A 25,339-nucleotide genomic window follows, 5' to 3' on the forward strand; every position below is an offset into this window, starting at 1 on the left:
CATGGCCCGCCTCCTGGAGACCTCCGGCCTCGCCTGCCGGTATCCCAACGGCACCCGCGCCGTGGAGGGCCTCGACCTGGCCCTGGACGAAGGCGACCTGGTGGGCCTCATCGGCCCCGACGGCGCCGGGAAGACCACCACCTTCCGCATGCTCATGGGCCTCCAGAACCCCACCGGCGGGCACCTCCGCCTCCATGCCGACCGCCACACCCTGAGCTACGTGCCCCAGGTCTTCAGCCTGGCCCCCGACCTCACGGTGGATGAGAACCTCCAGCTCCAGGCCCGGCTCTACGGTCTCCGGGACCCCGGCCCCCGCATCGCGTCCCTGCTGGAGTCCGTGGACCTCGCCCGCTTCCGGGAGCGCATGTCCGGGGCCCTCTCCGGAGGGATGAAGCAGAAGCTCTCGCTGTGCTCGGCCCTCCTGCCGGCGCCGCGCCTGCTCCTCCTGGACGAGCCCACCACCGGCGTGGACCCCGTGAGCCGGCGGGAGTTCTGGACCATGCTCCACGCCATCCACGACGACGGCGTGGCCATCCTCTTCTCCACGCCCTACATGGACGAGGCGGAGTACGCGCTGCGCCTGCTGCTCATGGACGGCGGCCGGATCCTGGCCGAGGGCACCCTGGACGGGTTCCGGGAGGAGCTGGGAGGGGTCGTGGCGGCCCTGACCATGGCGGACCGCAGGCTCGCCAGGGCCCAGGTGGCCCTGCTGTCGCCCCTGGACCTCTTCGCCGAAGGCGACGTGCTCCGGGCCCGGTTCCCGGACCAGCCCATGGAGCCGCTCCTGGCGAAGCTGGGGGCCCTGCCCGGGGTGGCCGCGGCGCGGGAATCCGAGAGCACCCTGGAAGACTATTTCCTCCATGTCCTCAACGCCCAGGAGGGGGCCCTCCATGAGTGAGCCCGTCCTGCAGGTGGAGAACCTGACCCGGCGCTTCGGCGATTTCACGGCGGTGGACGGGGTCTCCTTCGAGATCCGCAAGGGGGAGATCTTCGGGTTCCTGGGCCCCAACGGCGCCGGGAAGAGCACGACCATCCGGATGCTCTGCGGCGTCCTCGCGCCCACGTCCGGCCACGCCCGGGCCCTGGGCCGGGACCTGTTCACCGAGGGCCAGCTGGTGCGCGCCCGCATGGGCTACATGAGCCAGAAGTCGAGCCTCCTCACCGACCTCACCGTAGGCGAGAACCTGGCCTTCTTCGGGAGCCTCTACGGCCTTTCGGGGGAGCGCCTGAAGGCGGAGACCACCCACCGGCTCAAGGAGATGCAGGTGTGGGCCCTGCGGGACCACCTGGTGTCGGGCCTCTCCACCGGCGAGCGCCAGCGGGTGTCCCTGGCCGCGGCCACCCTCCACGAGCCCGAGGTGCTCTTCCTGGACGAGCCCACCTCGGGGGTGGACCCGCTGCGCCGCCGCCTGTTCTGGGAGGCGATGGCCGACCTCATCATCGACGGCATGACCATCCTGGTGACCACCCACAACCTGGGCGAGGCCGACCAGTGCGACCGCCTCGCCTTCATCCTGGGCGGCAGGCTGGTGGCCAGCGGCAGTCCCTCCTACCTCAAGACCAGCCTGCACCGCCGGGTGCTGTCGCTGCGCACCCCCGAGTACCGCCGCCTCCAGGAGGCGGCCCGGGCCATCCCGGGCGTCCTGTCCGCGGTCCTGCAGGGGCGCAGCGTCCGCCTCACCTACGCCGAAGGCGGCGACCCCGGGGCCATCCTGCAGGCCGTGGCGTCCCTGGGCCTGCCCTTCGCCCCTGCGGAGCCCGAGCTCCCCTCCCTTGAAGACTTCTTCGTGGACCTGGTGGACCAGGGCCGCGGCGCCCCCTTGAGGTGAACCATGTGGAACCGCATCAAGGCCCTGGTCTGGAAGGAATTCCTGCAGCTGCGCAGGGACCGCCTGACCATCGGGTTCGTCCTCATCATGCCGCTGGCCCAGATACTGATCTTCGGCTTCGCCGTGAACACCGACGTCAAGCACCTCCCCTGCGTGGTCTACGACGAGTCCCGCAGCCAGGAGAGCCGCGACTTCGTCGACGGCCTGGTGGCCACCCAGTACTTCGACCTCAAGAGCCGCGCGGACAGCGAGGCCGCCTTCACCCGGGAGATCGACATGGGCCGGGCCCAGGTGGGCGTGTGGTTCCCCCCCGACTACGCGCGAAAGCTCAGGTCGGGCGGCACGGCCGAGGCCATGGTGGTGGTGGACGCCTCCAATCCCACCACCGCCTCCAACGCCATCGCCACCGCCGTGGGCGTCTCCCAGATGCGCAGCACCACCCTGCTCTTCCAGCGCATGGGCTACGGCCAGGCCACCCAGCCCATCCCGCCCATCGACCTGCGCGTGCGGCCCTGGTACAACCCGAACCTGCGCAGCCCCAACTTCATCGTCCCGGGGCTCGTGGGCGTGATCCTGGCCATGACCTGCGTCATCTACGCCTCGGGCAGCATCGTGAAGGAGAAGGAGCGGGGCACCCTGGACCAGGTGATGGTCACCCCGGTGCGCCCGTTCGAACTGTTCCTCGGGAAGATCATCCCCGTGGTGGGCATCGCCTACCTGCAGCTGACCGTGCTCTTCGGCGCGGCCCGGGTGCTTTTCGGCGTGCCCGTCGCAGGCTCCGTGCCCCTGCTCTACGTCACCTCGCTCTTCTTCATCATCCCCATGCTGGGCGTGGGCATCAAGCTGTCGACCGCCGCCGACACCCAGGCCCAGTCGACGCAGATGGCCATCCTCACCTTCCTGCCCATGGTGTTCCTGTCCGGCTACATCTTCCCCATCGAGGGCATGCCGCTCTTCTTCCAGGGCCTGGCCCAGGTCATCCCGCTCACCCACTATCTGATAATCGTGCGCGCCATCGTGCTCCGCGGGGCGGGCGTCGAGGCGTTCTGGCCGCAGCTCATCAAGCTGACGGTGTTCGGCCTGATCGTGTGGACCGTCGCCCTGCGGGGCATGAAGCGGGCCTCGGCCTAGAAAATGGCCGGGCCGATCGTTTCCATTTTTCTTTTCCTCGGCGAACCTCGGCCTCCTCGGCGCCTCGGCGATGGGCTTTTCCATGAGCTGTCGGCGCAAGGCTCACCCGCGCCGGCCCACCCATCGAAAGCCCATCGCCGAGGCGCCGAGGAGGCCGAGGTTCGCCGAGAAAAGGACTCCAGGCTGTGGCTGACCTTTTCATGGAGTCGCCCAGGGGATGCTGCACTATCCCCACAGCAGGAGGAACGACCGGAGCCCAAGCGCGAAGAGGGCCAAGCGGATCGCTGGGCTAAATATGTATTTCATCAACCTGCCTCCATCCCATTTCAATGAACATCAAATTTCATTTCTCCCTTTCCCTGGCATCAATATAGGTCTTTCCCGGCATCATTCATGCGGCGCCCATGCCTTCCGAACGAAGCGCCTGCCGTCCCGCCGCCATGAACCATTCCAGGATAGGCTTCCTCCTTCCGCGCCCCGCTAGACTGGAGGATGGAGACGTTCATGCACAGCCTCAGCCTCGGATTGCAAAGCTACCTCACCGATCCCCGCCTCATCCCCATCGCGGAGAAGGTGGAACAGGGCATCCGGCTCACCTTCGACGACGGCCTCCTGCTCTACGAGAGCCCCGATCTCACGGGCATCGGCGCCATGGCCCACTTCGTCCGGCTGAAGCTCCACGGGAAGAAGACCTACTACGTGGTGAGCCGGCGCATGTCCTACACGAACATCTGCGTCACCCACTGCCAGTTCTGCGCGTTCCAGGCCCGGCCGGGCGATCCGCGGGCCTACGTGCTTTCGGCGGACGACATCGTCTCCGAGATGGAGAAGCCCGAGAACCTGGGGGTGCGGGAACTGCACATGGTGGCCGGGCACTACCCCAAGCTCAAGATCGAGTACTTCGAGGACCTGTTCCGGCGCCTCAAGGCCCGCTTCCCGGACCTGCACCTGAAGGTCTTCACCATGGTGGAGATGGACTACTACGCCCGGGCGTCCGGGATCCCCATCGAGGCGTTCATCGCCCGCTGCATGGCCGCGGGGCTGGAGAGCTGCCCGGGCGGCGGCGCGGAGATCTTCGACGAGGAGATCCGCGAGAAGATCTGCATCGGCAAGAAGGACGCCGGCACCTGGCTGCGCGTGGCCGAGCTGAGCCACCGCATGGGCCTGCCCACCAACTGCACCATGCTCTACGGGCACATCGAACAGGCCCGGCACCGGGTGGACCACCTCCTGCGCCTGCGCGAGCTGCAGGACCGCACGCGGGGGTTCCTGGCCTACATCCCCCTGGCCTACCAGATCGAGGACAACGAGCTGGGCCGGACCTACGAGATCCACGAGACCACCGGCCACCAGGACCTGCGGGAGGTGGCCGTGGCCCGCCTCCTCCTGGACAACGTCCCGCACATCAAGGCCTACTGGGTCATGATCACCGAGGGCCTGGCCCAGGTCGGCCTCAACTACGGCGCGGACGACCTGGACGGCACCATCATCGAGGAGTCCATCGCCCACCTCGCCGGCGCCAAGACCCCCCAGGCCCTCACCAAGGCCGAGCTGGAGCGCCTGATCACCGAAGCCGGCTTCGAGCCCCTGGAACGCGACAACCTCTACAAAGTCTATGCCTGAACTCCGCGACAAGGCCGCGCTGAGGCGGCACCACCTGGCCCTGAGGGACGCCGTCGATCCCCTGGAGCGGGCCCTCTGGTCCGCGGAGGCCTGCCGGCACCTGGCCGCCTTCTGCGAAGCCCGGGGCATCCATTCCGTCGCGGCCTTCTGGCCCTTCGGGTCCGAGATCGACCTGCGCCCCCTCCTGGACGCCCACCCCTTCTGGACCTTCCTCTTCCCGAGAATCGTGGAAAAGGCGCCGCCAACCCTGGCCTGGGGCCCGCCTCCGCTGGGACCCGGCGCCTGGGGCCTCCAGGAGCCGCTGGCGTCCCCCTTCGCCTCCCCACCGGTGCAACTGGTCCTGGTCCCGGGCCTCGCCTTCGCCGCGGACGGGCACCGGCTGGGCTACGGGCGGGGCTTCTACGACGCCGTCCTGCCCGGCTTGGCGCCGGAGGTCCTGACCCTGGGCGCGGGCTTCGGGATCCAGAAGTGCGAAAGCCTGCCCACGGGACCCGGGGACTTCCCCGTCAAGGGACTGGTGGATGAGGATGGGGTAAGGCTCTTCTAGCCCAGCTTGAAGATGCTCTCCCCGCCCGGGTAGTCCTCGGTCGAGGCCTCCCGCATCCGCTGCAGGACCTGCACCAGCACCCGGATCCTTTCCACCATCTCCATCACCTTCTGGAGCTTGGGCTCGTCGGGGTACTTGCGGGCCAGGAGCTCGATCTGCATGGAGATCACGGCCAGGGGGTTGTTGATCTCGTGCTTGAGGGTTCCGGCCATCTGGCGCAGGGAGTCCAGTCGTTCCGCGGCCCGGGCCTTGCGCTGGAGCTCGTCGTGGCCGCGCAGCACCTGGAGCCGGTGGTGGAGGGTCTCCCACCGGAAGCCCTCGGGAAGGCAGTCCGTGGTGCCCGCGGCCAGGAACTGGGGGAACTGGTCGTCGCGGGCCCGCACCACGAGGATGGGCACCGTGGTGAAGCTGGCGTTGCGCCGGTAGGCGTCCACGACGGCCACGGGGTCCTGGGTCCCCTTGGCGTCGATGACGAGGTACTTGAACGGGTGGACCGGAGAGCGGGGCGGCTCGGCCTCCAGGAGGTGGAGGCCCAGTTCCTCGGCCTGGGCCACGCTCTCGAAAAGACCCACCAGTTCCATCTCCTCCGTGACCAGGCCCAGGAGGGGCAGGGCCCGGCTGTCCTGGGTGTGGTTGACGTCCTTGGGGAACTCCAGGGTCAGGGCCTGGTCGTTCCAGTGCCAGCGGATGCCCGACTCCTGGAGGGTCCGGAGGGTCCAGGGGTCCGGCGTGGGGATGGCCATCCCGGAGGAGAAGGCCAGGCGCAGCGTCCAGTCCGAAGTCTGATCCAGCCAGCGGCCCTGTACGGTTCCGCCTTCGGGGGCCCGCATGAGGAGGGGCTCCACCAGACCCATGAGGGCCTGGGTGGCAAGGTCCCCCGCCACCCACACCGTGCCGGCGGGGACGGACTCGAGGGTCAGTGGGATGTTCCGGATGGTGAGGAGGTCCCGCCACACCGGCTCCAGCACCTCCTGAAGGGCCTGGAGGCTGGTGGAGACGGGGGTCTCCCGGGGCACTTCCAGGAGGGTCTCCTGGAGGCCGGATTCCACGAGGTGCTGGATGCGGCTGGTCTGGTGGCGAAGCACCGCGGCCAGGTCGCCGTAGCCGCTCTCGGAATAGCTCTGGATCCAGCGCAGGCTCGACCCCATGGCCCCCAGCAGCTCCCCCATGCGCTTGACGATGCGCTCGTGCAGGGTCCGAAGGCGCAAATACTCGCCCTGGATCTCGGCCTGGCGCATGGCCTTCTGCACGAGCTCCGTGTGGCGCAGGGCCACGGCGCCTTGTCGCACGAAGGCCTGCAGCAGGGCCAGATCGAACCTGGAAAAGGGCCGGCCCTGCTGGGCGCGGTCCAGGTAGAGCACGCCCTGGATCTCGCCGGCCACCTCCATGGGGGCGCACATGACGGCCCCGACGGTGAGCTCGAGCAGGCTCTCGCCCCCGAAGCGGGGGTCGATCAGGGGGGAGTTGCTGAGCACCCCGGTGCGGTGGGCGAGGACGTAGGCCACCACGGAATGGGACAGGCCCTGGCGGTCCTCCACGTCGCCCACGCGGTGCAGGCTCTGCCAGGTCCCGTCCGGGTTCACCATCACCACGAAGCCCCGTTCCGCCCCCATGAGCTTCAGGGCCTCGGCCAGGATGCTGCGGAACATGATGTACGAGCTGCCCTCCCGCAGCAGGCTCTCCGAGGACCGGTGCAGCAGCTCCAGGGCGCGCAGGAGCACCATGGCCTGGCCGGGCTCGGGCTTGATCTCGGCGAACAGGTCGCCCACGCCCTCGATGAAGTTGATCCCGTCCAGGCCGGGGAACCCTTCCGTGAACTTCAGGCACCAGTCCCCCAGGCCGATCTCGTCCCCGTCCTCCAGGGCGCTCCCGATGGGCGTGGAGACCGAGAGCCCGTTGAGCAGGGTGCCGTTGCGGGACTCCAGGTCCCGGATCCACCAGCGGCCGCCCACCTTCGCCAGCATGGCGTGGGCCCGCGAGACGCTGACGTCCCCGGGCAGGGCCACGGGGCACAGCACGGGATCCCGGCCCAGCTGCACCGGATCGGCAACCTCGTGGCGCCTCACGACGCCTCCCTCGCTCCAGGACAGGTAGGGCACGCCGGACTCCCTTCAGGGCAGGGGATAGGCGGTGGGCTTGTTCCGGCTCGCCCGGAACACCAGGACCGTGTGGCCCAGGACGCGCACCACTTCGAGGCCGGGAACCTTGGCGGTAAGGGCCTCCACGGCGCTCGCCTCGTCCTCGGGGGTGTTCTGGTTGAGGCGGAGCTTCATGAGTTCGAGGCTTTCGAGCATGACGTCGAGTTCCTGGGCCAGGGCGTCGGTGAGCCCGGCCTTGCCGATGTGGACGTTGGCTTTGAGGGGGTGGGCCTTGGCCTTGAGGTGCTGGCGTTGTCTGGGGGTGAGCATGGGGACCTCGAAGGGGGCCTGGGTTCGGCGGGATTCCTGGAATGTTCTAGTATAGGAGTATCCATGAGGCTTGTGATGCTACGTACCCTTTCCGCCCTGTTCCTCGCTTCCGCACTGATGGCCCAGGCCCCCCGGACCCTTCGGGTGGACTACTACCACACCGGAACCGCCGCCTCCGAGACCTTCACCCAGGACCGCACGGTCCTGGAGCCCCTTCCCTGGCCCGGCGACCCCGCCAAGGCCCTGGACACCTCCAACCTGGGCAAGTATTTCTTCGAGGTGGTGGACCGCGCGACCAACCGGGTCCTCTTCTCCCGGGGCTTCAATTCCATCTACGGGGAGTGGGAGACCACGGGCGAGGCCCGCTCCACCCCGCGGACCTTCTCCGAGTCCCTGCGCTTCCCCCGTCCCGGAGGCCCCGTCCAGATCAACGTCAAGAAGCGGGATGCCCGGAACGCCTTCCGCGAGATCTGGTCGTTCTCCCTGGACCCCGCGGACATGTCGGTCGATTCCGCCCCGCCGCCCTCCCCCGGCGCCCTCATCGCCATCCAGCGGTCCGGCGCCCCGGCGGAAAAGGTGGATCTCCTGATCCTGGGCGACGGCTACACCCGTGAGGAGCTGCCCCGGTTCGAGCAGCAGGCCCGCAGGCTCACCGAGGCCCTCTTCGCCAGGTCCCCCTTCCGGGAGCACCGGAAGGACTTCAACGTCTGGGCCCTGTGCCCCCCCGCCGACGCCCCGGGCGTGTCCCGGCCCTCCACCGGCGTCCACCGCCGCAGCCCCCTGGGCACCGCCTACGACGCCTTCGGGAGCGAGCGCTACATCCTGACCTTCGAGAACCGGGCCCTGCGTGACGCCGCCTCCTTCGCGCCCTACGACTTCCTGGAGATCCTCGTCAACGGCGAGACCTACGGCGGCGCCGGGATCTTCGGGCAGTTCAGCACCGTGGCGGCCGGGAACCTCTACGCGCCCTACGTCTTCGTGCACGAGTTCGGGCACCACTTCGCGGGCCTGGCCGACGAGTACTACACCTCCGACGTCGCCTACGAGAGCTCGAAGGATCGCCCCGAGCCCTGGGAGCTCAACGCCACCGCCGACCCCAAGGCCCCCAAGTGGAAGGCGCTCGTCAGGGCCGGCACGCCGCTGCCCACGCCGTGGCAGAAGGCGGCCTTCGAGAAGGCCAGCCACGAGACCCAGGCCCGGCGCCGGGAACTGCGCGCGGCCAACCGCCCCGAATCCGAGATGGACGCCCTCTTCGCCGAGGAGAAGGCCTTCGAGACCCGGCTCCTGGGCACGGACGCCCACTCCGGGAAGGTGGGTGCCTTCGAGGGCTGCAACTACGAGGGCACGGGGTATTTCCGTGCCCAGGAGGACTGCGTCATGTTCACCCGCGACGACGTGCCGTTCTGCGCGGCCTGCGCGGGCGCCATCGAGCGGGTCATCGCCCTGTACGCCAAATGAGGGCGAACGGGACGGAAGCCCTCAAGGAGAGCCTGCGGCGCGGGGACGCCCTGCCCGAGGTGTGGATCCGCTTCCCCAGGCAGCTGGGGGACGTCATCTTCGCCCTGCCCTTCCTGGGAAGCCTCCAGCGGGAATGGAACGCCGCGGCCGCGGAACTGGGCGTCACGCTCAAGTGGGTGGCGGTGGGCCACGCCATCGGCGCGGCCGTGTTCAGCGAGGCGGCGCCTTCCGTCATCGCCGAGAGCGTCATCGAGACCGGGGGGGTGGGCAAGCCCGACCCCTGGATGCTGCTGCGGCGCTGGCGCAAGGACCGCCCCGTGGCGGTCATCAACCTCAGCCAGTCCGTGCGCCTCATCCTGGCCGCGTGGATGGCCCGGGTGCCCATCCGGGGCGGCATCGCCGACAACAACCTGAGCCTGCTCTACACCCACCCGTTCAAGTACCGGGACCTGCCCATCCACATCGTCCAGCGCTACCAGCCCCTGCTCGAGAAGCTCACGGGCCTGGCCGACCTGCGGTGGCTGCCCATCACCCCCGGGCTCCTGGGGGGAAAGGGCGCCCTGCCCCTGCTGCGCGCCGCGGGCTGGGACGGCAGGCCCTACGTGGTGCTGGCCTTCGGCACCCGGGGCGAGGAGAAGCGCTGGTTCCCCGAGCAGGAGAACTGGCCGGAACTGTCCCGGATCCTCATGGACCAGGGCTTCGCCACCGTCCTCCTGGGCAGCCCCGACGAGATGCCCCTGGCCGCGGAGCTGGCGGCCCTGGCCCCCGGGACCATCGACCTCACCGGCCGCACCACCATCCCCGAGGCCTGCGCGGTCCAGTACCACGCCTACGGCTGCGTGGGCGTCGACACGGGCCTGTCCCACTGCAGCGCGGGGGCGGGGCGGCCCACGGTCACCCTCATGAACATGTCGCTGGAGCACCTCATCCAGCCCCAGGGTCCCTATTCCGTGGCCGTGCGGGGTCCCGCCATGGGGCTGGCCGAAGGGGAGCGCCCCGGAAACCCCCGCGGAGGCGGCGCCCACCGCATCACGCCGCTGCGCGCGGCCAACATCCTGCACGCCCTTGCCCGGGAGGCGGAAAAAGAGCAGGTCGGACCCAGCTCCAACATGGGCAAAATGATGCAAGCGTAGTTCTGGAACCAATAATTAATTAATAGCATCCTGACGCCAAAGGTCCACGGCCACTCCTTGGGGAATTGAATGATCCTGTCCAGAAACGGCGCCCTCCGCTGCCTCCTGATCACCCTGCCGGGCCTGGCCCTGGCGGCCCAGGCTCCCGAAGGCTGGAACCGCCGGGAGGTGCTGGGTTCCGGACTGGCCGCCGGCGCGACCTGGTTCGGAGCGGGGCTCTGGACCGCGGACCGGCACGGCGCTCCGGCCCCCCTGGTCGACTCCCTGGGCATGGGCAACGGATACATCGGCTCGGGCGTCTCGGCCGAAGCCGGCGCCAGCCTCGGGCGCTGGAGTTTCGCCATCCAGGGCCTGGCCAACACCGACGCCCAGGGCAGGTCCCACTTCACGGTCATGCGCAGCCACGCGCTCTACCGCCATGGGGGCTGGACCGCGGGGTTCGAGCAGGAGCCCCTGGTCTGGGGCTACGGCCTCACCGGCGGGTACCTGCTGGGCGAGGCCGCCCGCCCCGTCCCCAAGCTCCGGGTCGAGACGCCCTACTGGCACCTGTCCCTGGGGAAATGGTCCCTGGGCGAATGGGGCTTCCAGGGGTTCACGGGGCGCCTCGAGAACGGCCGCTCCATCCCCGAGAACTCGCAGATGCCCCTGTCCATCGCCCGGAACCTGCAGCTGAACGGGGATCCGCAGAGCCCCTTCTTCTCCGGGTGGCGGACCCAGGGCAGGTCCCGGGACGGGAAGGTGGAGTTCTACCTCAACTGGACGGTCCTCTGGGGCGGCACCCGCAACGGGGTGTCCATGACCGAGGGCTACAACCTGGGCGAATACCTCACGGCCGTCACGGGCACCAAGGACGTGCTGGCCGAGAGCGGCGTGGACTTCAACGACCCGAACCGCCCGGAACCCGTGCCCGTGAACCGCGCCAAGAGCTCCACGAACTTCGACGCGGGCCTGCGGTTCCGATCCGACTGGCTGGCGCGGGTGACCGCCAGCGAAAAGGCCTGGTTCTACGTGGGCCGCGGCAGCAAGGGCGTCCTGCTCCAGTGGAAGGTGCTGGCCCGCCGGCCCTTCTACTACACCGGCAAGGAGCTCACCGGTGTCCGGAAGGATGCCGCCTCCCTCCGCTGGTTCCGCATCTGGGACAAGAAGGACAGCTACTACATCCCCAACCTCATCGCGGGCAACGACACCGTCGGCATCCTCCTGGAGTGGCCCGGCGTGCGCCTGGGCATCGAGCACCACAACACCGCCAATTCCCCCGACATCTCGTACCGTTCCTTCGTGAACAGCACCTACCCTTCGGGCTTCTACACCCATGGCGACCCCCTGGGCGAGGCCATGGGCGGCGAGGCCAACTCGAACTTCGCGAAGCTGGAACTGGACCTGGGCCCGCGGCTCTCCACCACCACCTGGCTCATCGCCGGCGTGCGCCCCTTCCGGGACGACCGGGACCTCTGGACCGCCCTGCACCCCGGCCTGTCCCCGGAGGCCGACGCATTCAAGCAGATCCAGCAGGACATCGCCTGGAAGGTGGACAAGGCGACGACCGTGCGCGCCGGAGCCGCCTGGCAGCGGCACGACGCCGTGGGCTGGGTTCCGGGCGCGGCCCGGAACGGGTTCCGGTACTTCGCCGAACTCGAGTTCCGCTGGACCCGCTAGACCCAGGCCCGCAGGGCCTCGAGCCGCCTCGCCTGCAGCTGCGCGGCATCCAGCAGCTCGCCCGCGGGCCCCACGCGGTGGGCCAGCACGGCCACGCAGAGGCCGTCCTCCGGCCGGAAGAAGAGCGCGGGCCCGGTGAAGCCCAGGTGGTACCAGAAGGCCGAAGGGGGCCCCGCCGGAGCTTCCGGCACGGGCGGGGAGAGGCGGTCCCGGTCCCATTCCACCACGTGGACGCCGTTCCGGCGGACGCCCTCCAGGAGGGCGCCGAAGCGTCCCTGGCCCGTGAAGGCCCGTTGGAGGCCCAGGCCCCAGCGCGAACCGTCGGCGCCCTGGGCCGCATCCCGGGACATGGCCAGGGGCGCGCCGGAGGCCACCCATCGATCCAGGCAGGTTCGCAGGCCCTCGGCATCCGCACCGAACCCCGCGTGGCCGCGCATTCCGGCCCGGGCATTGGCATCGTTGGGCAGGTGGGGATCCCGCGCAGGAAAGGGCAGCGCGGGCGCAGCGAGGCGCCACATCTCCAGGTCGGGCCCCTGGGGCGCGAAGACCGGCGCCAGGGCCCAGGGCGCGGGCTCCAGGCCCGTGGAGCGGGCCCCCAGCTCCGGAAAGGGCACTCCGGTCTGCCGCTCCAGGAGCTCGGCCAGCAGGCGGTACCCCAGGTCGGAATAGAGGCTGGTGCCCGGGATGCCGAGGGTCAGCTTGGGGTGGGCCCCGGACGGGAAACCCCGCCCCAGCTGGGCCGCCAGGGGCTCGCCCGTGAAGGGGAGCCAGGGCGGCAGGCCCGCGGAATGGGAGAGGAGCTGGCGCACGGTGAGGGGCTCCGCGCGGTCCAGGAAGCCCAGCTGCGCCCGGCGGTCCTCGTCGAGATCCAGGTGCCGGTGCGCCAGGGGCGCGGTCACCAGGGGCTTGGCGAGGGACGCCAGATCGTAGAACACTAGTCGATCTTCAGGTTCGCCAGGGACTCGGCCACGGATTTCTGGACCATGTCGGCCACCTTCATGGCCTCGAAGGCGTCCTGCCAGGGGCAGAGGTCCTCGCCCTGGCCCAGGCACGCGGCGTAGAAGGCCTCCAGCTCGAGCTTCAGGGGCTCTCCTTCCACGATGTCGATGACGTCGGGCAGCACCGTCGGACCGTCGGGGCCCATGCCCAGGCGGAGCACCTCGAGCTTCTGCGCGGCGAAGTCCAGGCTGGCGTAGGCCCGGGCCCCGAAGGCGCGGAGCACCCGCTCCTTCTTGCGGGCCACGCGGCTGGCGGTGACGGTGGCGAAGGCGCCTCCCTCGAAGCGCAGGCGCGCGTTGACCAGGTCGGCGTACTTGGTGAGCACCGGCACGCCCACGGCCTCCACGGAGACGACGGGGCGCCCGATCAGCGCCAGGAGGAGGTCCAGGTCGTGGATCATCACGTCCATGATCACGTCCACTTCCATGGAGCGCATGGGGAACGGCGAGACCCGGATGGCCTCGGCGAAGTGGGGCTTGATGCCCAGGGCGCGCAGCGCGGTCACCGCGGGGTTGAAGCGCTCCAGGTGGCCCACCGCGGCCACGAGCCCGGGCCGGGCCTGGCGCGCCGCGGCCAGGGCAGCCAGCAGGGCCTTGCCCTCGTCGAGGGTGGCCGCCAGGGGCTTCTCCATGATCACGTGCCGGCCGGCCTTGAGCACCTCGAGCCCCAGGGCGTGGTGGAAGCCCGTGGGCGCGGCGATCTGGACGGCATCCACCTTGTCCAGGATCCCGGCCATGCCGGGGACCCACTTCGTGCCGAACTTCTCGGCGATCTCCCGGCCGCGGGCCTCGCCCGGATCAACGACCGCCACCAGCTCGGTGGCCTCCGATCCCGCCGCGATCCGGGCATGGTGCTGGCCCAGGCTGCCCACTCCGACGACGGCCACACGCAATTTGGACATGGTGTCTCCTCAACAATCCGCTGGGTCCAGCCTATCAGAGGGAGGCGAGGAAATCCCGGAGCGCCGCCGGGTAGAGGGCCATCTCCTGCAGGTACACCCGCTGCTGGAGGGCCTCGGGCGTGTCCCCGGGCAGCACCGGCACCCGGGCCTGGGCCAGGATGCGCCCGTGGTCGTAAACGTTGTCCACCAGGTGCACGGTGCAGCCGGATTCCGCGGCCCCGGCTTCCAGCACGGCCCGGTGGACGTGCATGCCGAACATCCCCGGGCCGCCGAAGGCGGGCAGGAGGCCCGGGTGGATGTTGAGGATCCGCCCCTCCCACGCCGCCGGCAGGTCCAGCTTCTTGAGCCAGCCGCAGAGTGCGATCACGTCCGCCCCGGCCTCCTCGGCGCGGGCGAGGCAGGCCTGGGAGAAGGCCCGGTCGTCGGTGAAGTCCGGCCGCGCCACCACCGCCACCGGAAGGCCGCGGGCGGCGAGCCGCTCGACGCCCGCGGCCTTGGCGCTGGAGGAGAGCCCCAGCACGGGCACCGCGGGGACCCGCCCCGCCGCGCAGGCCTCCATGAGGTTCAGGGCGTTGCCCCCGGTGCCGGAGATGAAGAGGGCCAGTCGTTTCATCCCCACATCCTCTCATGGTGCGGGCGGGGAGGAATGCAACCCCATGTTGCCGCCTGCAACGCCCCCCGGAAAGAAGTCCCGTGAAACCCTCTTAAACCTTTCCTTTATGCTGAATTGTCACCCCTTATAATTTGGCATCCTTCATGCACCTTGCCTTGCGGGGATGAACCCCACAGCGGCCCAGCCCGCACAAAGGAGACCACCATGGCCAACACCCGCACCTTCGGCATCCTGATCGCAGCCGGCCTCATCAGCGCGGCCCTCGTGGCCCAGACCCCTGCCCCGCCCCCCGCTCCCGCCGCCCCCACCGGCCAGCAACTGGAGCACCGCGGCGAGAAGAACATCAAGCGCGGCGCCCGCAAGGAGGTCCGCGGCCAGGCCGAAGTGGCCAAGGGCAAGGCCGCGGAGCGCCGCGCCGGCCGCGAGGAGGCCCGGGCCGGCAAGCTCGCCGCCGAAGGGAAGACCGACGCCGCCGCGAAGCTGGATGCCAAGGCCGAGCGCACCGAAGCCAAGGGCAAGGCCGAAATCAAGCAGGGCCGCAAGGAGAAGGCCGTGGGCCGCCGCCAGGTGAACAAGGGCGTGAACCAGCTGGAGAAGGCCAAGTAGCAAGCGGTTGAACGGGCCGGGAGGGAAGCCTCCCGGCCCTTTTCACAAGTCCTTGAGGAACTCCTGGGGATCCCGGCCGGTGCGCTGGAGGAAGTCGGCCGCCAGGCTCGGCACGCCCGAACTGGGCTCGTCCAGGTAGAGCGACTCCACCCGCTGCATGGGGAAGAAGCGCGTCCCCAGGGCGATCTGGTCCTCCTCGCCGCGCCGGACCATGGCCAGCACCTCCTCCCACACCCGCAGGTCCAGGCCCCGGAGGGCGAGGCCGGCGGCCTCCAGGCCCAGCAGCCTTCCCCACATGCGTTCCCGGGGCTCGCGGAGCACCACGACCACCAGCTGGCCAGTTGAGAAAGGCAGGGAGAGGGGCATTGGACGGTTCCGATCCGGAGGGTCCGGGCCGCCAGAATAGCAAACCGGGCCGCCCCTGGGTATTCTGGCTGGGACGCCTGGGAGGGACGCATGAATTTCACGAGCCGGATTGAGGGCCTTACGGCGACGATCGGACTCGAGGGCCGGTTCACATTCGAGGCCCACCCGGGCTTCAAGGCCTGCACGCGGGAAGCCCTGGAGTCCGGGCCCCTGGAGCGCATCGTCCTGGACATGGAGAAGGTGACCTACCTCGACGCCAGCTCCCTGGGCATGATCCTCCTTCTTCGCGAGTCCGCCGAGGCCCGCCAGGTGGCCGTCGTGCTCCACCGCCCCTCCCCGCCGGTCATGAACCTCCTGGAAGTGGTGAGGTTCGAGAGACTCTTCCAGATCACGGACTGAGAGGGCGCCGGATGGACGCCCTCGAAGTCACCGGCACGGTCGTCATCCCCGCCGCCGCCTTCCAGGTGAAGGCGGTGAGGGCCGGAGGCCCCGGGGGCCAGAACGTGAACAAGGTGGCCTCCAAGGTTGAGGTGCGGGTGGACCTCGCCCTCATCGAGGGCCTGGACCCCGCGTCCCTGGACCGCCTCCGGGGCAGGGTCCGCAACCAGCTGGACGCCGACGGGCGCTGGATCGTCACGAGCTCGCGCACCCGGGACCAGCTGCAGAACCTCGAGGACGCCCGTTCCAAGGTGGCCGGAGCCGTGCTGGAGGCCCTCAAGGCCCCGATCCCGCGCAGGCCCACCCGCCCCACCCGTTCCAGCAGGACGGTGCGCCTCATCGTCAAGAAGCGCGCCGGGGCCGTGAAGAAGGACCGCACCCGCAAGGACTGGGACTGACAGGAACGGCTTCCTTCATTACCATGGGGGAGTGATCAATCCCTTCAGGAACCTTTTCCGCGGCCAGGCCCGCCTTCCCGAGGCCCGGGCCGTCGCCCCGGCGGAGGCCCCCGCCCCGGCGGAGGCTCCCGCCGCGGCGACGGCGCCGGACCCCTTCGACGGGCCCTGGGCCCTCCTTTCCGGCGCGGCCGAGCCCCCTCCCCGGCCCCTGTCGCCCGGGGAACTGGAGCAGGTGGAGCGGCTGGTCCCCAGGGTCATGGAGCACTTCGGCCGGAACCATCCGGACCCCACGTCCTTCCCGGCCCTGGCGGTGCGGATCATCGACCTGCTCAACGAGCCGGACGTGGACATGGCCAGGCTCCTCAAGGCCATCAGCCCCGATCCCGCGATCTCCATGAACGTGCTGCGCGTGGCCAATTCGGCCCTGTACAACCGGGGCACCGACGTCAATGAGATGCGCATGGCCGTCATGCGCATCGGCCTGCGGGGCGTGGGCGAGATCGCCGCCGGCGTGGCGGGGCGCAGCCTGTTCGACGTGGGGCTGCGCGTGGAATACGAGATCTTCGGGCAGAGGTGGTCGGACCTCTTCCTGGACACCATGGCCGTGGCTTTCGGAGCCAGCCAGTTCGCATTCGAGCAGCACGTGGGCCGCGCCGACCGCGCCTTCCTGGCGGGCATGTTCCACGACATGGGCAAATCCCTCGCCCTGCGCTCCCTTGCGGCCCTCGTCATCGCGGGGGAGGTGGAGGCCCCCCTTCCGGATCCCGTGGTTGACGAGGTTCTGGAGCGGGTCCACGTGGACATCGGCTGCGCCGTGCACGAGATCTGGGGCCTCCCCGCCCACCTCCAGGACATCTGCCGCCGCCACCACGACGCCGCGGTCCCTGACGGCGCGGACGACATGGAGATCCACATCCTGCGCATGGTCTCGGGCGTCCACCGCCTGGTGAAGGACCCCGCCGACCCTCGCCGCCTGGACGAGACGCGCCAGAGCATCCAGGCCATGCGGCTGGTGCGCAGGGGCGTGAGCCTGCTGCACCGGGAGATGCAGCTGCATGTGGAGAAGGTGAAGGTGCTGTTCCCCTAGCTGCGGGGGCGCATCTCCAGGCCCCGGCAGTAGAATCAGTGCTCGTTCATCTCCAGGTACGTCGGCAGGCTGCGCTGCTGCGTCAGCAGCGCCTTCAGCGCCTCGCCGGCGTCGCTCTTGTTCTGGCGGCGGCGGGTGGGGCCCTCCACCAGCTCGTCGGGGTCGTAGTGGACGCTGCGCAGGACGTGGTCCATGGTGTCGCCGGGGATGATCTGCTGGATCTTGAAGTCCTCGTCCTCGTTGACCACCACGTGGGCCTCCGTGGGGGCGCCGAAGAGGTTGTGGCGCATGCCCAGGATGTCCTGGTAGGCGCCGGTGAGGAAGAAGGCCAGGTAGTAGGGCTCTCCGCCCTTGGGCTCGTGGAGGCTGATCTCGTCCCGCACGTCCTTGAGGTCGATGAACTTCTCCATCTTGCCGTCGCTGTCGCAGGTGATGTCGCAGAGCGTGGCGGAGATGGTGGGCTTCTCCTTCAGGCGGTGGATGGGCATCACGGGGAAGAGCTGGTCGATGGCCCAGTGGTCGGGCATGGACTGGAAGAGGCTGAAGTTGGCGATGAGCTTGTCGGCCAGGCTCTTGGAGAGGTCCTGGAACTCCTCGGGGATGTACTTCAGGCTCTTGTAGCTGAAGATCTTCGAGAGCTTGCGGCACACCTCCCAGAAAAGGATCTCGCCCTTGGCGCGGTCGTCCAGGGACAGGTAGCCCAGGTTGAAGAGCGTGATGAGCTCGTCCTTCTGGGTGATGGCGTCGTGGTACATCTCCGCGAAGTTCTTCACCGAGAGGTTGTCCCGGGTGTAGGCCAGCTCCTTGAGCACCTGGGCCTCGTTGCCCGTGAGCTCGACGCGGTACTTGGTGTGCGTGGTGTCGATGAGGCCGATGATGTCCACCACGACGACTTCGTGGAAGGCCGCGATGGCCCGGCCCGACTCGCTCAGGAGGTTGGGCACCGGCACCTGCTCCTGGGTGCACACGTCCTGGGTGGTGTAGACCACGTCGGAGGCGTACTCGTCGATCGTGTAGTTCATGGAGGAGCTGAAGGTGGTGCGGCTGCCGTCGTAGTCCACGCCCAGGCCGCCGCCCACGTTGAGGTACTTCAGGGGAACGCCGCGCTTGTAGAGCTTGGCGTACATGCGGGTCGCCTCCTTCATGGCGGTCTTCACCCGGCGGATGTCGGTGATCTGGCTGCCGATGTGGAAGTGCAGCTCCACCACGGAGTCCAGGAGGCCCTTCTTCTCCAGGGTCTCCACCGCCTCCAGCAGCTCCTGGGTGTTGAGCCCGAACTTGGAGTGGTCGCCCGCCGAGCTCTCCCACTTCCCGCTCCCCATGGCGTTGAGCTTGAAGCGCAGCCCCAGGAGCGGCTCGACCTTGAGCTCCTTGGCCACCTTCAGGATCATGGGAAGTTCGGTCATCTTCTCGACGGTGATGAGCACATTGCGTCCGGCCTTGCGGGCCAGGAGGGCCATGCGCATGAAGGTCTCGTCCTTGTATCCGTTGCAGGTGACCAGGGCGTCCGGGTGGAGGTTCATGGACAGCGCGATCATCAGTTCGGGCTTGGAGCCCGCCTCCAGGCCGTAGCGGTACTTGTAGCCCGCCTTCACCACCTGGTCGACGACCTCCTTGATCTGGTTGGTCTTCACGGGGTATACGCCCTGGTAGCTGCCGGCGTAGTCGTACTCGCGCATGGCCTTGTGGAAGGCCTCGTTCAGCTCCGTGACCCGGGCCGCGAGTATCTGGGGGAAGCGCAGGATCAGGGGCGTGGCCACACCCTTCTTCCGCAGGTGCTGGACGATGTCGAACACGTCGCAGGACAGGTTTTCGTCCCGCGTGGGGTGGACGACGAGGTGCCCCTTGCTGTTCACGCCGAAGAAACCATAGCCCCATTCCTTGACGCCGTACATCGACATCGCGTCCTGGACCGTGAAATTCTTTATCGCCATCTAGGTCTTCTCCGGTGGGTTTCCCCTCGTGCCACGTTATAGAAAAACGGCTTGGGAATAAACAAGGAAACCCGCCCTAGCCCAATATCCTGCCCAGGGTGGCAAGCCAGTGCCGGTGCCGGACCCTCCGCAGCGCCGTCCCGCGGGTCAGCGACTGCCACCTTCCGACGCCCATCCGGCCCGCCTCCGCGGGCTGGGTGTGGAGCGGGCTTGCCCCCCCCCACAGCCCGCCGTCGCCCCAGAGCGGCGCGCGGTTCCAGGGACAGACCTCCTGGCAGAGGTCGCAGCCCGCGGCCCACCGGGTGGCGGCCAGGGCCGCCTCCACCGCGGGCGGCGGCGGCGCCTCGGTCTCCACGGTGTAGGTGGTCAGGCAGAGGCCGGGGTCCAGCCTGAAGGGCTCCAGGGCTCCGGTGGGGCAGACATCCAGGCACCGCGTGCAGGAGCCGCACCGCTCCCCGGGAAAGGGCGGATCCGGGGGCAGCTCGGCATCCAGCAGCACCACCCCCAGGAAGCCCCAGGAGCCGCCCTTGCCGGCGATGAGGAGCGTGTGCTTGCCCTGCCAGCCCAGGCCGGCCCTGGCGGCCAGCTGGCGCTCCAGGATCGGGGCCGTGTCCACGCACACCCGGCCCTGGAGGCCGGGCCAGAGCTCCTGGGCCTCTGCGAGGAGGGCCTTGAGCCGGGGCTTGAGGATCCGGTGGTAGTCCGGGCCCCAGACGTAGCGGCTCACCTTCAGGGAGCCCTCGGCGGCGCCGGGCACGGCCGCGGGCCGTGCGTAGGGGAAGAACCCCACCAGAGCCGTGCGGGCCCCCTCCATCACCGAGGCGGGGTCGGCCAGGGCCTCCTCCCGCAGGTAGGGCAGGAGCGCGCCCCGGCCCTCCTGGAACCAACGGGAGAGCCGTTCCCGGTCGAAGGGCGCGCAGGAGGCGAAGCCCACGCGGGCGAATCCCCGTTCCATCGCGGCGGTCCGCAGCCATTCCTTGAACTCTTCGGCTTTCGGTGTGGACAAAAGATTTAAACTCCAGTCATGGATATCCTGACCCTGGAACTCTTCGATGTCACCGTCTCCGAGGCCCTCCGGGAGGTGAGCCGGGTGCTGGAGGACCATCCCGGCCTCCCCCTGCGCGTGATCATCGGCGGCGACGAGATGCTCCTGCACAACGTCCAGCGGTTCCTGGAGCGCTCCGGGCGCACCGCCACGCCCTACCGGGAGGGCTCGGGCTGGCGCGTCGAGACGGCCGGCGCGGACGCGCCGGCGCCCGCCCCGGTTCGCGCCGTCGAGCCCGTGACCCGCATCGTCCCCGCCCCGCTCCAGGCCCGGCCCCGGCCCCTCCTGCTCACCCGGGCATCGCTCGGCGCCGGCAACGGCGGCGTGGGAAGGCGCCTCCTCCTGGGCGTGCTGCGCGAGCTGGACCCCCAGGTGCCCTGGGTGGGCCTGGCCCTGGAGGCCACCGGCCTCCTGGAGGACCCGGAGGCCCTGGCGCTCCTGACGGCCCTGCAGGCCCGCGGGACCCGGGTGCGCGTCTCCCGGGAGAGCCTCCTCTTTCCCGACGGCCCCGAGGGCGCCTTCGAGGTCATCGAGGACTCCCAGTGGCAGAGGCTGGCCGGAAAAGGGGATTTGACGATAATATAAACGATTAAAGCCAACTCCTTCGATGGGTTGAACAGCCTCCGGAGCCGTTAGACTGGAGCTTCAACCTGGAAGACGATTCGACCCTCCATCGCCGAGAGCCCTGAAAGTGCCCCTTATCCCATGACCGTACCCAACTACCTGACCCTCGCCCGGATCCTCATGGTGCCCATCCTCGTGGTGGTGCTCCTGACGCGGGTTACCAATCATGAAATCATCGGCGTCCTGGTCTTCTGGGCGGCGAGCCTTACCGACCTCCTGGACGGCTACCTGGCGCGCAAATGGGGCCAGGTGACCACCCTGGGCAAGCTCCTGGACCCCCTGGCGGACAAGCTCCTCATCATGGGCGCCCTCATCAGCCTGGTGGAGCTGGGCATGGCCCCGGCCTGGATGACCTTCATCATCCTGGGGCGGGAAATGGCCATCACGGGCCTCCGGGGCATCGCGAGCGAGGAGGGCGTCACCATCGCCGCAGAGCGCCTGGGCAAATGGAAGCTGGGCTTCCAGATCGCCGCCATCTCCTGCCTGCTCCTGGGGCCGGTGCTCGACGGCTGGCTCCTGGACTGGACCGGCCTGCCGATCTTCCGGGTCTTCATCCATTTCCCCAGGCCCTACAGCTTCTTCTGGGGCATGGGCGTGCTGCTGCTCTGGGTGGCCATGATCCTTTCCATCTGGAGCGCGGTGACCTACTTCCGGAAGTTCTGGAGCAAGCTGGGCCCCAGCCTCCTCGCAGGCCACGGGCGCCTGTCGGCCCACGAGTCCCCCGACCGGAAGGTGTGAGGCAAACATGTTCAGGAAATATCTGCTGGCGGGATTCTTCACGCTGCTGCCCTCGGTGGTGACGTTCTGGATCCTCCGTGCCATCTTCAACTCCCTGGTGGACATCTTCCGGGGGCCGGCCTCCATGGTCGCCGCCATGCTCCACCTGCCGGTGCCGCCCGCCTGGGGCCTGGCCCTCATCTCCGCGGCGGCCACCATCTCCCTCCTGCTGCTGGCCGGGGCCCTGGTGGGCAACTTCGTGGGCCGCCAGATCCTCGGGTGGCTGGACGAGCTGGTGATGTACATCCCGGTCGTCAAGGGCATCTACGGCGCCACCAAGCAGCTCATGAGCGCCATCCAGAGCGGCCAGGGCGGCTCGTTCAAGGAAGTGGTGCGGGTGGAATGGCCCCGGCCCGGCGCCTACACCCTGGGCTTCGTGGCCCACCGGGACTGCACCTGGGCCGGCTTCGGGCAGGGCGAGGAGATGGTGGCCGTCTACGTCCCCACAGCGCCCAACCCCACCTCCGGCTACGTGATCATGGTGGAGGCCTCCAAGGTCACCCCCATGCCCATCAGCCCCGAGCAGGCCCTCACCTGGGCCGTCTCCGGCGGCGTGGTGACGCCCTCCGGCGTCAAGCTCCCGTGAAGCCCTTCCTGGGCAGGCGGATCCTGGTGACGGGGGCCGGCTCGGGCATCGGCCGGGCCTGCGCCCGGCGCCTGGACGCGCTGGGCGCGGAACTGATCCTGGCCGGCCGCCGCGGGGAGGCCCTGAAGGAGACCCTGCCCCACGCCGTCCGGGCCGTCCTGGACCACACCCGGGACGAGGCCGTGCTGGCGTTCGCGAAGGACTGCCCCCCCCTGGACGGCATGGTGCTGGCCGCGGGCTCCCTGCTCACCGGCAGCGTGGAGGGGACCTCGACCCTCGCATTCGAATGCATGATCGCATCCAACCTGAAGGGCCCCTGGCTCCTCTGCCATCACCTGGGCGGCCTCCTCAAGGACGGCGCCAGCGTCGTGCTGGTGGGCTCGAACGTGGGCATCCGGGCCATCCCCGACACCGCCGCCTACAGCGTGGCCAAGGCGGGCGTGCACATGCTGGCCCAGGTGCTGGCCCTGGAGTGGGCCCCGCGCGCCATCCGCTGCAACGCCGTCGCCCCGGGACCCGTCCACACCGCCATGGTGGACGCGCGCCTCAAGACCGCCCCGGATCCGGCCGCGGCCCTGCACGCGCTCTCCCGGGTCAATCCCCTGCGCCGCCTCGGCCGCGAGGAGGAGGTGGCCGCGCTGGCCATCCACCTCCTCGGGGACGAGAGCCGCTGGACGACGGGGACGGTCATCCCCATCGACGGCGGCGCCGCCGCCGTGTTCTGAAGCCCTTCAGCGCTCCAGGAAGTCCAGGTCCCGCCCATGGGTCTCCGCCAGTCCCCAGAGGGTTAGCAGGGCGATCCCGATGGCCAGCGCGCCCACGGCCAGGGCCGAGCCCACCAGGCCCATGGGGGCCTTCAGGGCGGCGAAGAGCAGGGCCATGGGCACCAGGCCGCCCCGCACGAAGTTGGGCACCGTGATCGTGACCGTGGCCCGCAGGTTCGTGCCGAACTGCTCGGCGGCGATCGTCATGAAGACCGCCCAGTAGCCGATGGTGTAGCCCAGGGCCGCGCAGAGGCCGTACAGGAAGGCCGGGCTCCGCCCATGGAGCCCGAAGAGGTAGGCCAGCACCACCAGGGCGTCGAGCACCAGGAACGCGGCCACCGCCCCCCGGCGGCTGCGGAGCACCTGGCTCAGCACGCCCGAGGACACGTCCCCGAGCACCAGCCCCGCGTAGCAGAACGCCACGGCGGTGCCGGCCTTCACGGTGCCGATGACGCCCAGGGTCCGTGCGAATTCCGGGGAGAAGGTCACCAGGATGCCCACCACGTACCAGGTGGGCATGCCGATGGCGATGCACGCCATGTAGCGGAAGAGCCGGTCCCGGTCGTTCACGAGCATCCAGAGGCTGCCCCTCGCCACCCCCCCGGTCTTCATCTGGGCGAACATCCCGCTTTCGGCCACCCCGATGCGCAGGAGCAGGAGCGCGAAGCCCAGGCTCCCGCCCACCAGGTAGGCCACCTTCCAGGTCATGTAGTTGCCCACGAGCCCCGCCACCACGGCCCCGGACACCCCCACCGCCGCCACCAGGGTGGTGCCGTAGGCCCGGGTCTCCCTGGAGAGGACCTCGCTCACCAGGGTGATGGCCGCCCCCAGCTCCCCGGCCAGGCCGAAGCCCGCCACGAAGCGGCACACGGCGTAGAGGGGCACCGAGGCGGCGAAGGCGTTGGCGAAATTGGCGGCGGAGTAGAGGGCGATGGACCCGAACAGGACCGAGAGCCTGCCCTTCTTGTCGCCCATGACCCCCCAGAGGATGCCCCCCAGGAGCATGCCGGTCATCTGGACGTTCAGGAGGAAGGCCCCGGTGTCCAGCAGCCCCGAGGGCGGCACGCCGATGGCCAGGAGGCTCTGCTGCCGGACGATGGGGAACAGCAGCAGGTCGAAGATGTCCACGAAATACCCCAGGGCCGCCACCAGGACGGTGAGGTTGAGGACCGCCAGGAATCCCTTCCGGTGCGACATGGGCTTTGCTCCTCGATGGAAACCGGGCGCCGAAGGACTCACATTGCCCCAGGCCCCGGGCAGGTGTCAAACTGAATCGACCTGACCAGAAAAGAGGAATCCGATGCCGGTTGTCACCCCCGCCCAATACCTCACGATGCTCGACAAGGCGCAGCAAGGGAAGTACGCCTACGCGGCCTTCAACGTCACCTCCACCGAGACCGCCAACGCGGTCCTCCTCGGCCTCAAGACCGCCAAGGCCGACGGCATCGTCCAGATCTCGACCGGCGGCGCCGAGTTCATGAGCGGCCTGGGCGTCAAGAGCATGGCCTACGGAGCCATCGCCCTGGCCCAGTACGTCCACTACATGGCCCAGCACTACGAGGTGAACGTGGCCCTGCACACGGACCACTGCCACCCCAAGTACCTCGAGACCTTCGTGCTCCCCCTCATCGCCGAGACCGAGCGCCGCCGCGCCGCGGGCCAGGGCAACCTCTTCAACGCCCACATGTTCGACGGCTCCGAGCTGCCCCTGGACGAGAACATCCGGCGCTCCGCGGAACTCCTGAAGCGGTGCGCCGCCAGCGAGATCATCCTGGAGGTGGAGACCGGCGTCGTGGGCGGCGAGGAGGACGGCCACGACACCAGCGGCGTCCCCAAGGACAAGCTCTACACCACCCCCGAGGACATGGTGGAAGTGCACAGGGCCCTGTCCCCCCTGGGCAGGTACCTTCTGGCCGCCACCTTCGGCAACGTGCACGGCGTCTACAAGCCCGGCAACGTCGTCCTGCGCCCCGAGATCCTCCGGGACGGCCAGGCCGCCATCGACAAGGCCTTCCCCGGCCAGCGCAGCCGCCTCGTCTTCCACGGCGGCTCCGGCTCAAGCCTGGCCGAGATCCACGCCACCCTGGACTACGGCGTGGTGAAGATGAACGTGGACACCGACACCCAGTACGCCTTCACCCGCGCCATCGCCGGCCACATGTTCAAGAACTACGACGGCGTCCTGAAGATCGACGGCGAAGTGGGCGACAAGAAGGCCTACGATCCCCGCCCCTACATGAAGAAGGCCGAGCAGAGCATGGCCGACCGCGTCGTCCGCGCCTGCGAGGACCTGCGCAGCGCCGGGAAGACCCTGGGCCAGATCTAGAGGTTGATTCCCGAATCGCAAGGCATTCAGGTTCCAATCCTCACCGCCCGCTGAATGCCTGGATTCCGGATTTCAATTTTTATCCTTTTT

Annotated in this window: 26 protein-coding genes; 17 read left to right on the forward strand and 9 right to left on the reverse strand. The window is 69.3% G+C overall.

What is annotated here, in order from left to right; genetic code table 11:
• Window position 1 precedes the first annotated feature (1 nt).
• The 5 genes from ACZ5MC_RS15240 (at window position 2) to ACZ5MC_RS15260 (ending at window position 5,130) form a co-directional block, all read left to right on the forward strand.
• Window positions 2–898, forward strand: a complete 897-nt coding sequence (locus ACZ5MC_RS15240) for an ABC transporter ATP-binding protein (RefSeq protein WP_464516188.1) — start codon at window positions 2–4, stop codon at window positions 896–898.
• Complete coding sequence (locus ACZ5MC_RS15245; protein ID WP_464516189.1) at window positions 891–1,829, forward strand: ABC transporter ATP-binding protein; 939 nt, start codon at window positions 891–893, stop codon at window positions 1,827–1,829. The genes ACZ5MC_RS15240 and ACZ5MC_RS15245 overlap by 8 nt, the downstream gene beginning before the upstream one ends.
• A gap of 3 nt (window positions 1,830–1,832) precedes the next feature.
• Window positions 1,833–2,960: an ABC transporter permease gene (locus ACZ5MC_RS15250; protein WP_306601357.1), complete on the forward strand. Its 1,128-nt coding sequence runs from the start codon at window positions 1,833–1,835 to the stop codon at window positions 2,958–2,960.
• Between the two features lie 504 nt (window positions 2,961–3,464).
• A complete protein-coding gene (gene mqnE / locus ACZ5MC_RS15255) occupies window positions 3,465–4,583 on the forward strand; it encodes an aminofutalosine synthase MqnE (RefSeq protein ID WP_306601358.1) in 1,119 nt (372 codons plus the stop codon).
• The gene (locus ACZ5MC_RS15260; protein ID WP_306601359.1) at window positions 4,576–5,130 is read left to right on the forward strand and encodes a 5-formyltetrahydrofolate cyclo-ligase; all 555 of its coding nucleotides are present in this window, start codon (window positions 4,576–4,578) and stop codon (window positions 5,128–5,130) included. The genes mqnE and ACZ5MC_RS15260 overlap by 8 nt, the downstream gene beginning before the upstream one ends.
• On the opposite strand, the gene ACZ5MC_RS15265 is transcribed toward ACZ5MC_RS15260, so the two are convergent.
• Both ACZ5MC_RS15265 and ACZ5MC_RS15270 read right to left on the reverse strand, forming a co-directional pair.
• Window positions 5,127–7,229, reverse strand: coding sequence for a GAF domain-containing protein (locus ACZ5MC_RS15265; RefSeq protein ID WP_306601360.1), 2,103 nt, complete (start codon window positions 7,227–7,229; stop codon window positions 5,127–5,129). The genes ACZ5MC_RS15260 and ACZ5MC_RS15265 overlap by 4 nt on opposite strands.
• A 12-nt stretch (window positions 7,230–7,241) precedes the next feature.
• Window positions 7,242–7,538, reverse strand: coding sequence for a YhbY family RNA-binding protein (locus tag ACZ5MC_RS15270; RefSeq protein ID WP_306601361.1), 297 nt, complete (start codon window positions 7,536–7,538; stop codon window positions 7,242–7,244).
• A gap of 75 nt (window positions 7,539–7,613) precedes the next feature.
• Here ACZ5MC_RS15270 and ACZ5MC_RS15275 point away from each other — a divergent pair, with 75 nt between their 5' ends.
• From ACZ5MC_RS15275 to ACZ5MC_RS15285, 3 genes are all read left to right on the forward strand, one after another.
• The gene (locus tag ACZ5MC_RS15275) at window positions 7,614–8,996 is read left to right on the forward strand and encodes an IgA Peptidase M64 (RefSeq protein ID WP_306601362.1); all 1,383 of its coding nucleotides are present in this window, start codon (window positions 7,614–7,616) and stop codon (window positions 8,994–8,996) included.
• Window positions 8,993–10,129, forward strand: a complete 1,137-nt coding sequence (locus ACZ5MC_RS15280; RefSeq protein ID WP_306601363.1) for a glycosyltransferase family 9 protein — start codon at window positions 8,993–8,995, stop codon at window positions 10,127–10,129. Before ACZ5MC_RS15275 ends, ACZ5MC_RS15280 begins: the two co-directional genes overlap by 4 nt.
• A gap of 69 nt (window positions 10,130–10,198) precedes the next feature.
• The gene (locus tag ACZ5MC_RS15285; protein ID WP_464516190.1) at window positions 10,199–11,785 is read left to right on the forward strand and encodes a capsule assembly Wzi family protein; all 1,587 of its coding nucleotides are present in this window, start codon (window positions 10,199–10,201) and stop codon (window positions 11,783–11,785) included.
• Here ACZ5MC_RS15285 and ACZ5MC_RS15290 read toward each other — a convergent pair.
• From ACZ5MC_RS15290 to purN, 3 genes are read right to left on the reverse strand one after another with little or no spacing between them, the layout of a single operon-like run.
• Complete coding sequence (locus ACZ5MC_RS15290) at window positions 11,782–12,720, reverse strand: serine hydrolase domain-containing protein (protein WP_464516191.1); 939 nt, start codon at window positions 12,718–12,720, stop codon at window positions 11,782–11,784. The genes ACZ5MC_RS15285 and ACZ5MC_RS15290 overlap by 4 nt on opposite strands.
• Window positions 12,720–13,685 carry a Gfo/Idh/MocA family protein gene (locus tag ACZ5MC_RS15295; RefSeq protein WP_306601366.1) on the reverse strand — a complete coding sequence of 322 codons (966 nt, stop codon included), beginning with the start codon at window positions 13,683–13,685 and terminating at the stop codon, window positions 12,720–12,722. The genes ACZ5MC_RS15290 and ACZ5MC_RS15295 overlap by 1 nt, the downstream gene beginning before the upstream one ends.
• 34 nt (window positions 13,686–13,719) lie before the next feature.
• A complete protein-coding gene (purN, locus tag ACZ5MC_RS15300) occupies window positions 13,720–14,298 on the reverse strand; it encodes a phosphoribosylglycinamide formyltransferase (RefSeq protein WP_306601367.1) in 579 nt (192 codons plus the stop codon).
• Between the two features lie 204 nt (window positions 14,299–14,502).
• On the opposite strand from purN, the gene ACZ5MC_RS15305 reads away from it, so the two are divergent.
• Window positions 14,503–14,904, forward strand: coding sequence for a hypothetical protein (locus tag ACZ5MC_RS15305; protein ID WP_306601368.1), 402 nt, complete (start codon window positions 14,503–14,505; stop codon window positions 14,902–14,904).
• A 42-nt stretch (window positions 14,905–14,946) separates the two neighbouring features.
• Here ACZ5MC_RS15305 and ACZ5MC_RS15310 read toward each other — a convergent pair whose 3' ends face one another.
• Window positions 14,947–15,270, reverse strand: a complete 324-nt coding sequence (locus ACZ5MC_RS15310) for a hypothetical protein (protein ID WP_306601369.1) — start codon at window positions 15,268–15,270, stop codon at window positions 14,947–14,949.
• 90 nt (window positions 15,271–15,360) lie between these two features.
• Here ACZ5MC_RS15310 and ACZ5MC_RS15315 point away from each other — a divergent pair, with 90 nt between their 5' ends.
• The 3 genes from ACZ5MC_RS15315 to ACZ5MC_RS15325 are packed head-to-tail and all read left to right on the forward strand — an operon-like array spanning window position 15,361 to window position 17,193.
• Window positions 15,361–15,669, forward strand: coding sequence for an STAS domain-containing protein (locus ACZ5MC_RS15315; protein ID WP_306601370.1), 309 nt, complete (start codon window positions 15,361–15,363; stop codon window positions 15,667–15,669).
• 11 nt (window positions 15,670–15,680) lie between these two features.
• Window positions 15,681–16,106 (forward strand): alternative ribosome rescue aminoacyl-tRNA hydrolase ArfB, encoded by a 426-nt coding sequence (gene arfB / locus ACZ5MC_RS15320; protein ID WP_464516192.1) that lies wholly within the window; start codon window positions 15,681–15,683, stop codon window positions 16,104–16,106.
• A 31-nt stretch (window positions 16,107–16,137) separates the two neighbouring features.
• The gene (locus tag ACZ5MC_RS15325) at window positions 16,138–17,193 is read left to right on the forward strand and encodes an HDOD domain-containing protein (RefSeq protein WP_464516193.1); all 1,056 of its coding nucleotides are present in this window, start codon (window positions 16,138–16,140) and stop codon (window positions 17,191–17,193) included.
• Between the two features lie 35 nt (window positions 17,194–17,228).
• Here the strand turns inward: ACZ5MC_RS15325 and speA are convergent, their stop codons facing one another.
• Window positions 17,229–19,127, reverse strand: a complete 1,899-nt coding sequence (gene speA, locus ACZ5MC_RS15330) for a biosynthetic arginine decarboxylase (protein WP_306601373.1) — start codon at window positions 19,125–19,127, stop codon at window positions 17,229–17,231.
• A 76-nt stretch (window positions 19,128–19,203) separates the two neighbouring features.
• On the reverse strand, window positions 19,204–20,082 hold the full coding sequence (locus ACZ5MC_RS15335) for an epoxyqueuosine reductase (RefSeq protein ID WP_464516194.1): 879 nt from the start codon (window positions 20,080–20,082) through the stop codon (window positions 19,204–19,206).
• A gap of 69 nt (window positions 20,083–20,151) precedes the next feature.
• On the opposite strand from ACZ5MC_RS15335, the gene ACZ5MC_RS15340 reads away from it, so the two are divergent.
• The 4 genes from ACZ5MC_RS15340 (at window position 20,152) to ACZ5MC_RS15355 (ending at window position 22,884) form a co-directional block, all read left to right on the forward strand.
• Window positions 20,152–20,757 carry a hypothetical protein gene (locus tag ACZ5MC_RS15340; RefSeq protein ID WP_464516195.1) on the forward strand — a complete coding sequence of 202 codons (606 nt, stop codon included), beginning with the start codon at window positions 20,152–20,154 and terminating at the stop codon, window positions 20,755–20,757.
• A gap of 120 nt (window positions 20,758–20,877) precedes the next feature.
• A complete protein-coding gene (pgsA, locus tag ACZ5MC_RS15345; protein ID WP_306601376.1) occupies window positions 20,878–21,534 on the forward strand; it encodes a CDP-diacylglycerol--glycerol-3-phosphate 3-phosphatidyltransferase in 657 nt (218 codons plus the stop codon).
• 7 nt (window positions 21,535–21,541) lie between these two features.
• The gene (locus ACZ5MC_RS15350; protein WP_306601377.1) at window positions 21,542–22,159 is read left to right on the forward strand and encodes a DUF502 domain-containing protein; all 618 of its coding nucleotides are present in this window, start codon (window positions 21,542–21,544) and stop codon (window positions 22,157–22,159) included.
• Window positions 22,156–22,884, forward strand: a complete 729-nt coding sequence (locus ACZ5MC_RS15355) for an SDR family NAD(P)-dependent oxidoreductase (protein ID WP_464516196.1) — start codon at window positions 22,156–22,158, stop codon at window positions 22,882–22,884. Before ACZ5MC_RS15350 ends, ACZ5MC_RS15355 begins: the two co-directional genes overlap by 4 nt.
• 6 nt (window positions 22,885–22,890) lie before the next feature.
• Here ACZ5MC_RS15355 and ACZ5MC_RS15360 read toward each other — a convergent pair whose 3' ends face one another.
• The gene (locus ACZ5MC_RS15360) at window positions 22,891–24,120 is read right to left on the reverse strand and encodes an MFS transporter (RefSeq protein WP_306601379.1); all 1,230 of its coding nucleotides are present in this window, start codon (window positions 24,118–24,120) and stop codon (window positions 22,891–22,893) included.
• Window positions 24,121–24,223: 103 nt separating this feature from the next.
• Here ACZ5MC_RS15360 and fbaA point away from each other — a divergent pair, with 103 nt between their 5' ends.
• Entirely contained in the window at window positions 24,224–25,249 is a 1,026-nt protein-coding gene (gene fbaA / locus ACZ5MC_RS15365; protein ID WP_306601380.1) for a class II fructose-bisphosphate aldolase, read from the forward strand.
• The last annotated feature ends 90 nt before the right edge of the window (window positions 25,250–25,339 follow it).

It is taken from the genome of Mesoterricola sp. JemC181 (assembly GCF_055384585.1).

Coding starts and splice junctions, on each gene's coding strand:
- ACZ5MC_RS15335 (WP_464516194.1), bottom strand. CDS start 20,082: ATGGAACGGGGATTCGCCCGCGTGGGCTTCGCCTCCTGCGCGCCCTTC.
- pgsA (WP_306601376.1), top strand. CDS start 20,878: ATGACCGTACCCAACTACCTGACCCTCGCCCGGATCCTCATGGTGCCC.
- arfB (WP_464516192.1), top strand. CDS start 15,681: ATGGACGCCCTCGAAGTCACCGGCACGGTCGTCATCCCCGCCGCCGCC.
- ACZ5MC_RS15245 (WP_464516189.1), top strand. CDS start 891: ATGAGTGAGCCCGTCCTGCAGGTGGAGAACCTGACCCGGCGCTTCGGC.
- ACZ5MC_RS15275 (WP_306601362.1), top strand. CDS start 7,614: ATGCTACGTACCCTTTCCGCCCTGTTCCTCGCTTCCGCACTGATGGCC.
- mqnE (WP_306601358.1), top strand. CDS start 3,465: ATGCACAGCCTCAGCCTCGGATTGCAAAGCTACCTCACCGATCCCCGC.
- ACZ5MC_RS15270 (WP_306601361.1), bottom strand. CDS start 7,538: ATGCTCACCCCCAGACAACGCCAGCACCTCAAGGCCAAGGCCCACCCC.
- ACZ5MC_RS15360 (WP_306601379.1), bottom strand. CDS start 24,120: ATGTCGCACCGGAAGGGATTCCTGGCGGTCCTCAACCTCACCGTCCTG.
- ACZ5MC_RS15315 (WP_306601370.1), top strand. CDS start 15,361: ATGAATTTCACGAGCCGGATTGAGGGCCTTACGGCGACGATCGGACTC.
- ACZ5MC_RS15250 (WP_306601357.1), top strand. CDS start 1,833: ATGTGGAACCGCATCAAGGCCCTGGTCTGGAAGGAATTCCTGCAGCTG.
- ACZ5MC_RS15305 (WP_306601368.1), top strand. CDS start 14,503: ATGGCCAACACCCGCACCTTCGGCATCCTGATCGCAGCCGGCCTCATC.
- ACZ5MC_RS15295 (WP_306601366.1), bottom strand. CDS start 13,685: ATGTCCAAATTGCGTGTGGCCGTCGTCGGAGTGGGCAGCCTGGGCCAG.
- ACZ5MC_RS15285 (WP_464516190.1), top strand. CDS start 10,199: ATGATCCTGTCCAGAAACGGCGCCCTCCGCTGCCTCCTGATCACCCTG.
- speA (WP_306601373.1), bottom strand. CDS start 19,127: ATGGCGATAAAGAATTTCACGGTCCAGGACGCGATGTCGATGTACGGC.
- ACZ5MC_RS15340 (WP_464516195.1), top strand. CDS start 20,152: ATGGATATCCTGACCCTGGAACTCTTCGATGTCACCGTCTCCGAGGCC.
- purN (WP_306601367.1), bottom strand. CDS start 14,298: ATGAAACGACTGGCCCTCTTCATCTCCGGCACCGGGGGCAACGCCCTG.
- ACZ5MC_RS15310 (WP_306601369.1), bottom strand. CDS start 15,270: ATGCCCCTCTCCCTGCCTTTCTCAACTGGCCAGCTGGTGGTCGTGGTG.
- ACZ5MC_RS15280 (WP_306601363.1), top strand. CDS start 8,993: ATGAGGGCGAACGGGACGGAAGCCCTCAAGGAGAGCCTGCGGCGCGGG.
- ACZ5MC_RS15350 (WP_306601377.1), top strand. CDS start 21,542: ATGTTCAGGAAATATCTGCTGGCGGGATTCTTCACGCTGCTGCCCTCG.
- ACZ5MC_RS15260 (WP_306601359.1), top strand. CDS start 4,576: ATGCCTGAACTCCGCGACAAGGCCGCGCTGAGGCGGCACCACCTGGCC.
- ACZ5MC_RS15240 (WP_464516188.1), top strand. CDS start 2: ATGGCCCGCCTCCTGGAGACCTCCGGCCTCGCCTGCCGGTATCCCAAC.
- fbaA (WP_306601380.1), top strand. CDS start 24,224: ATGCCGGTTGTCACCCCCGCCCAATACCTCACGATGCTCGACAAGGCG.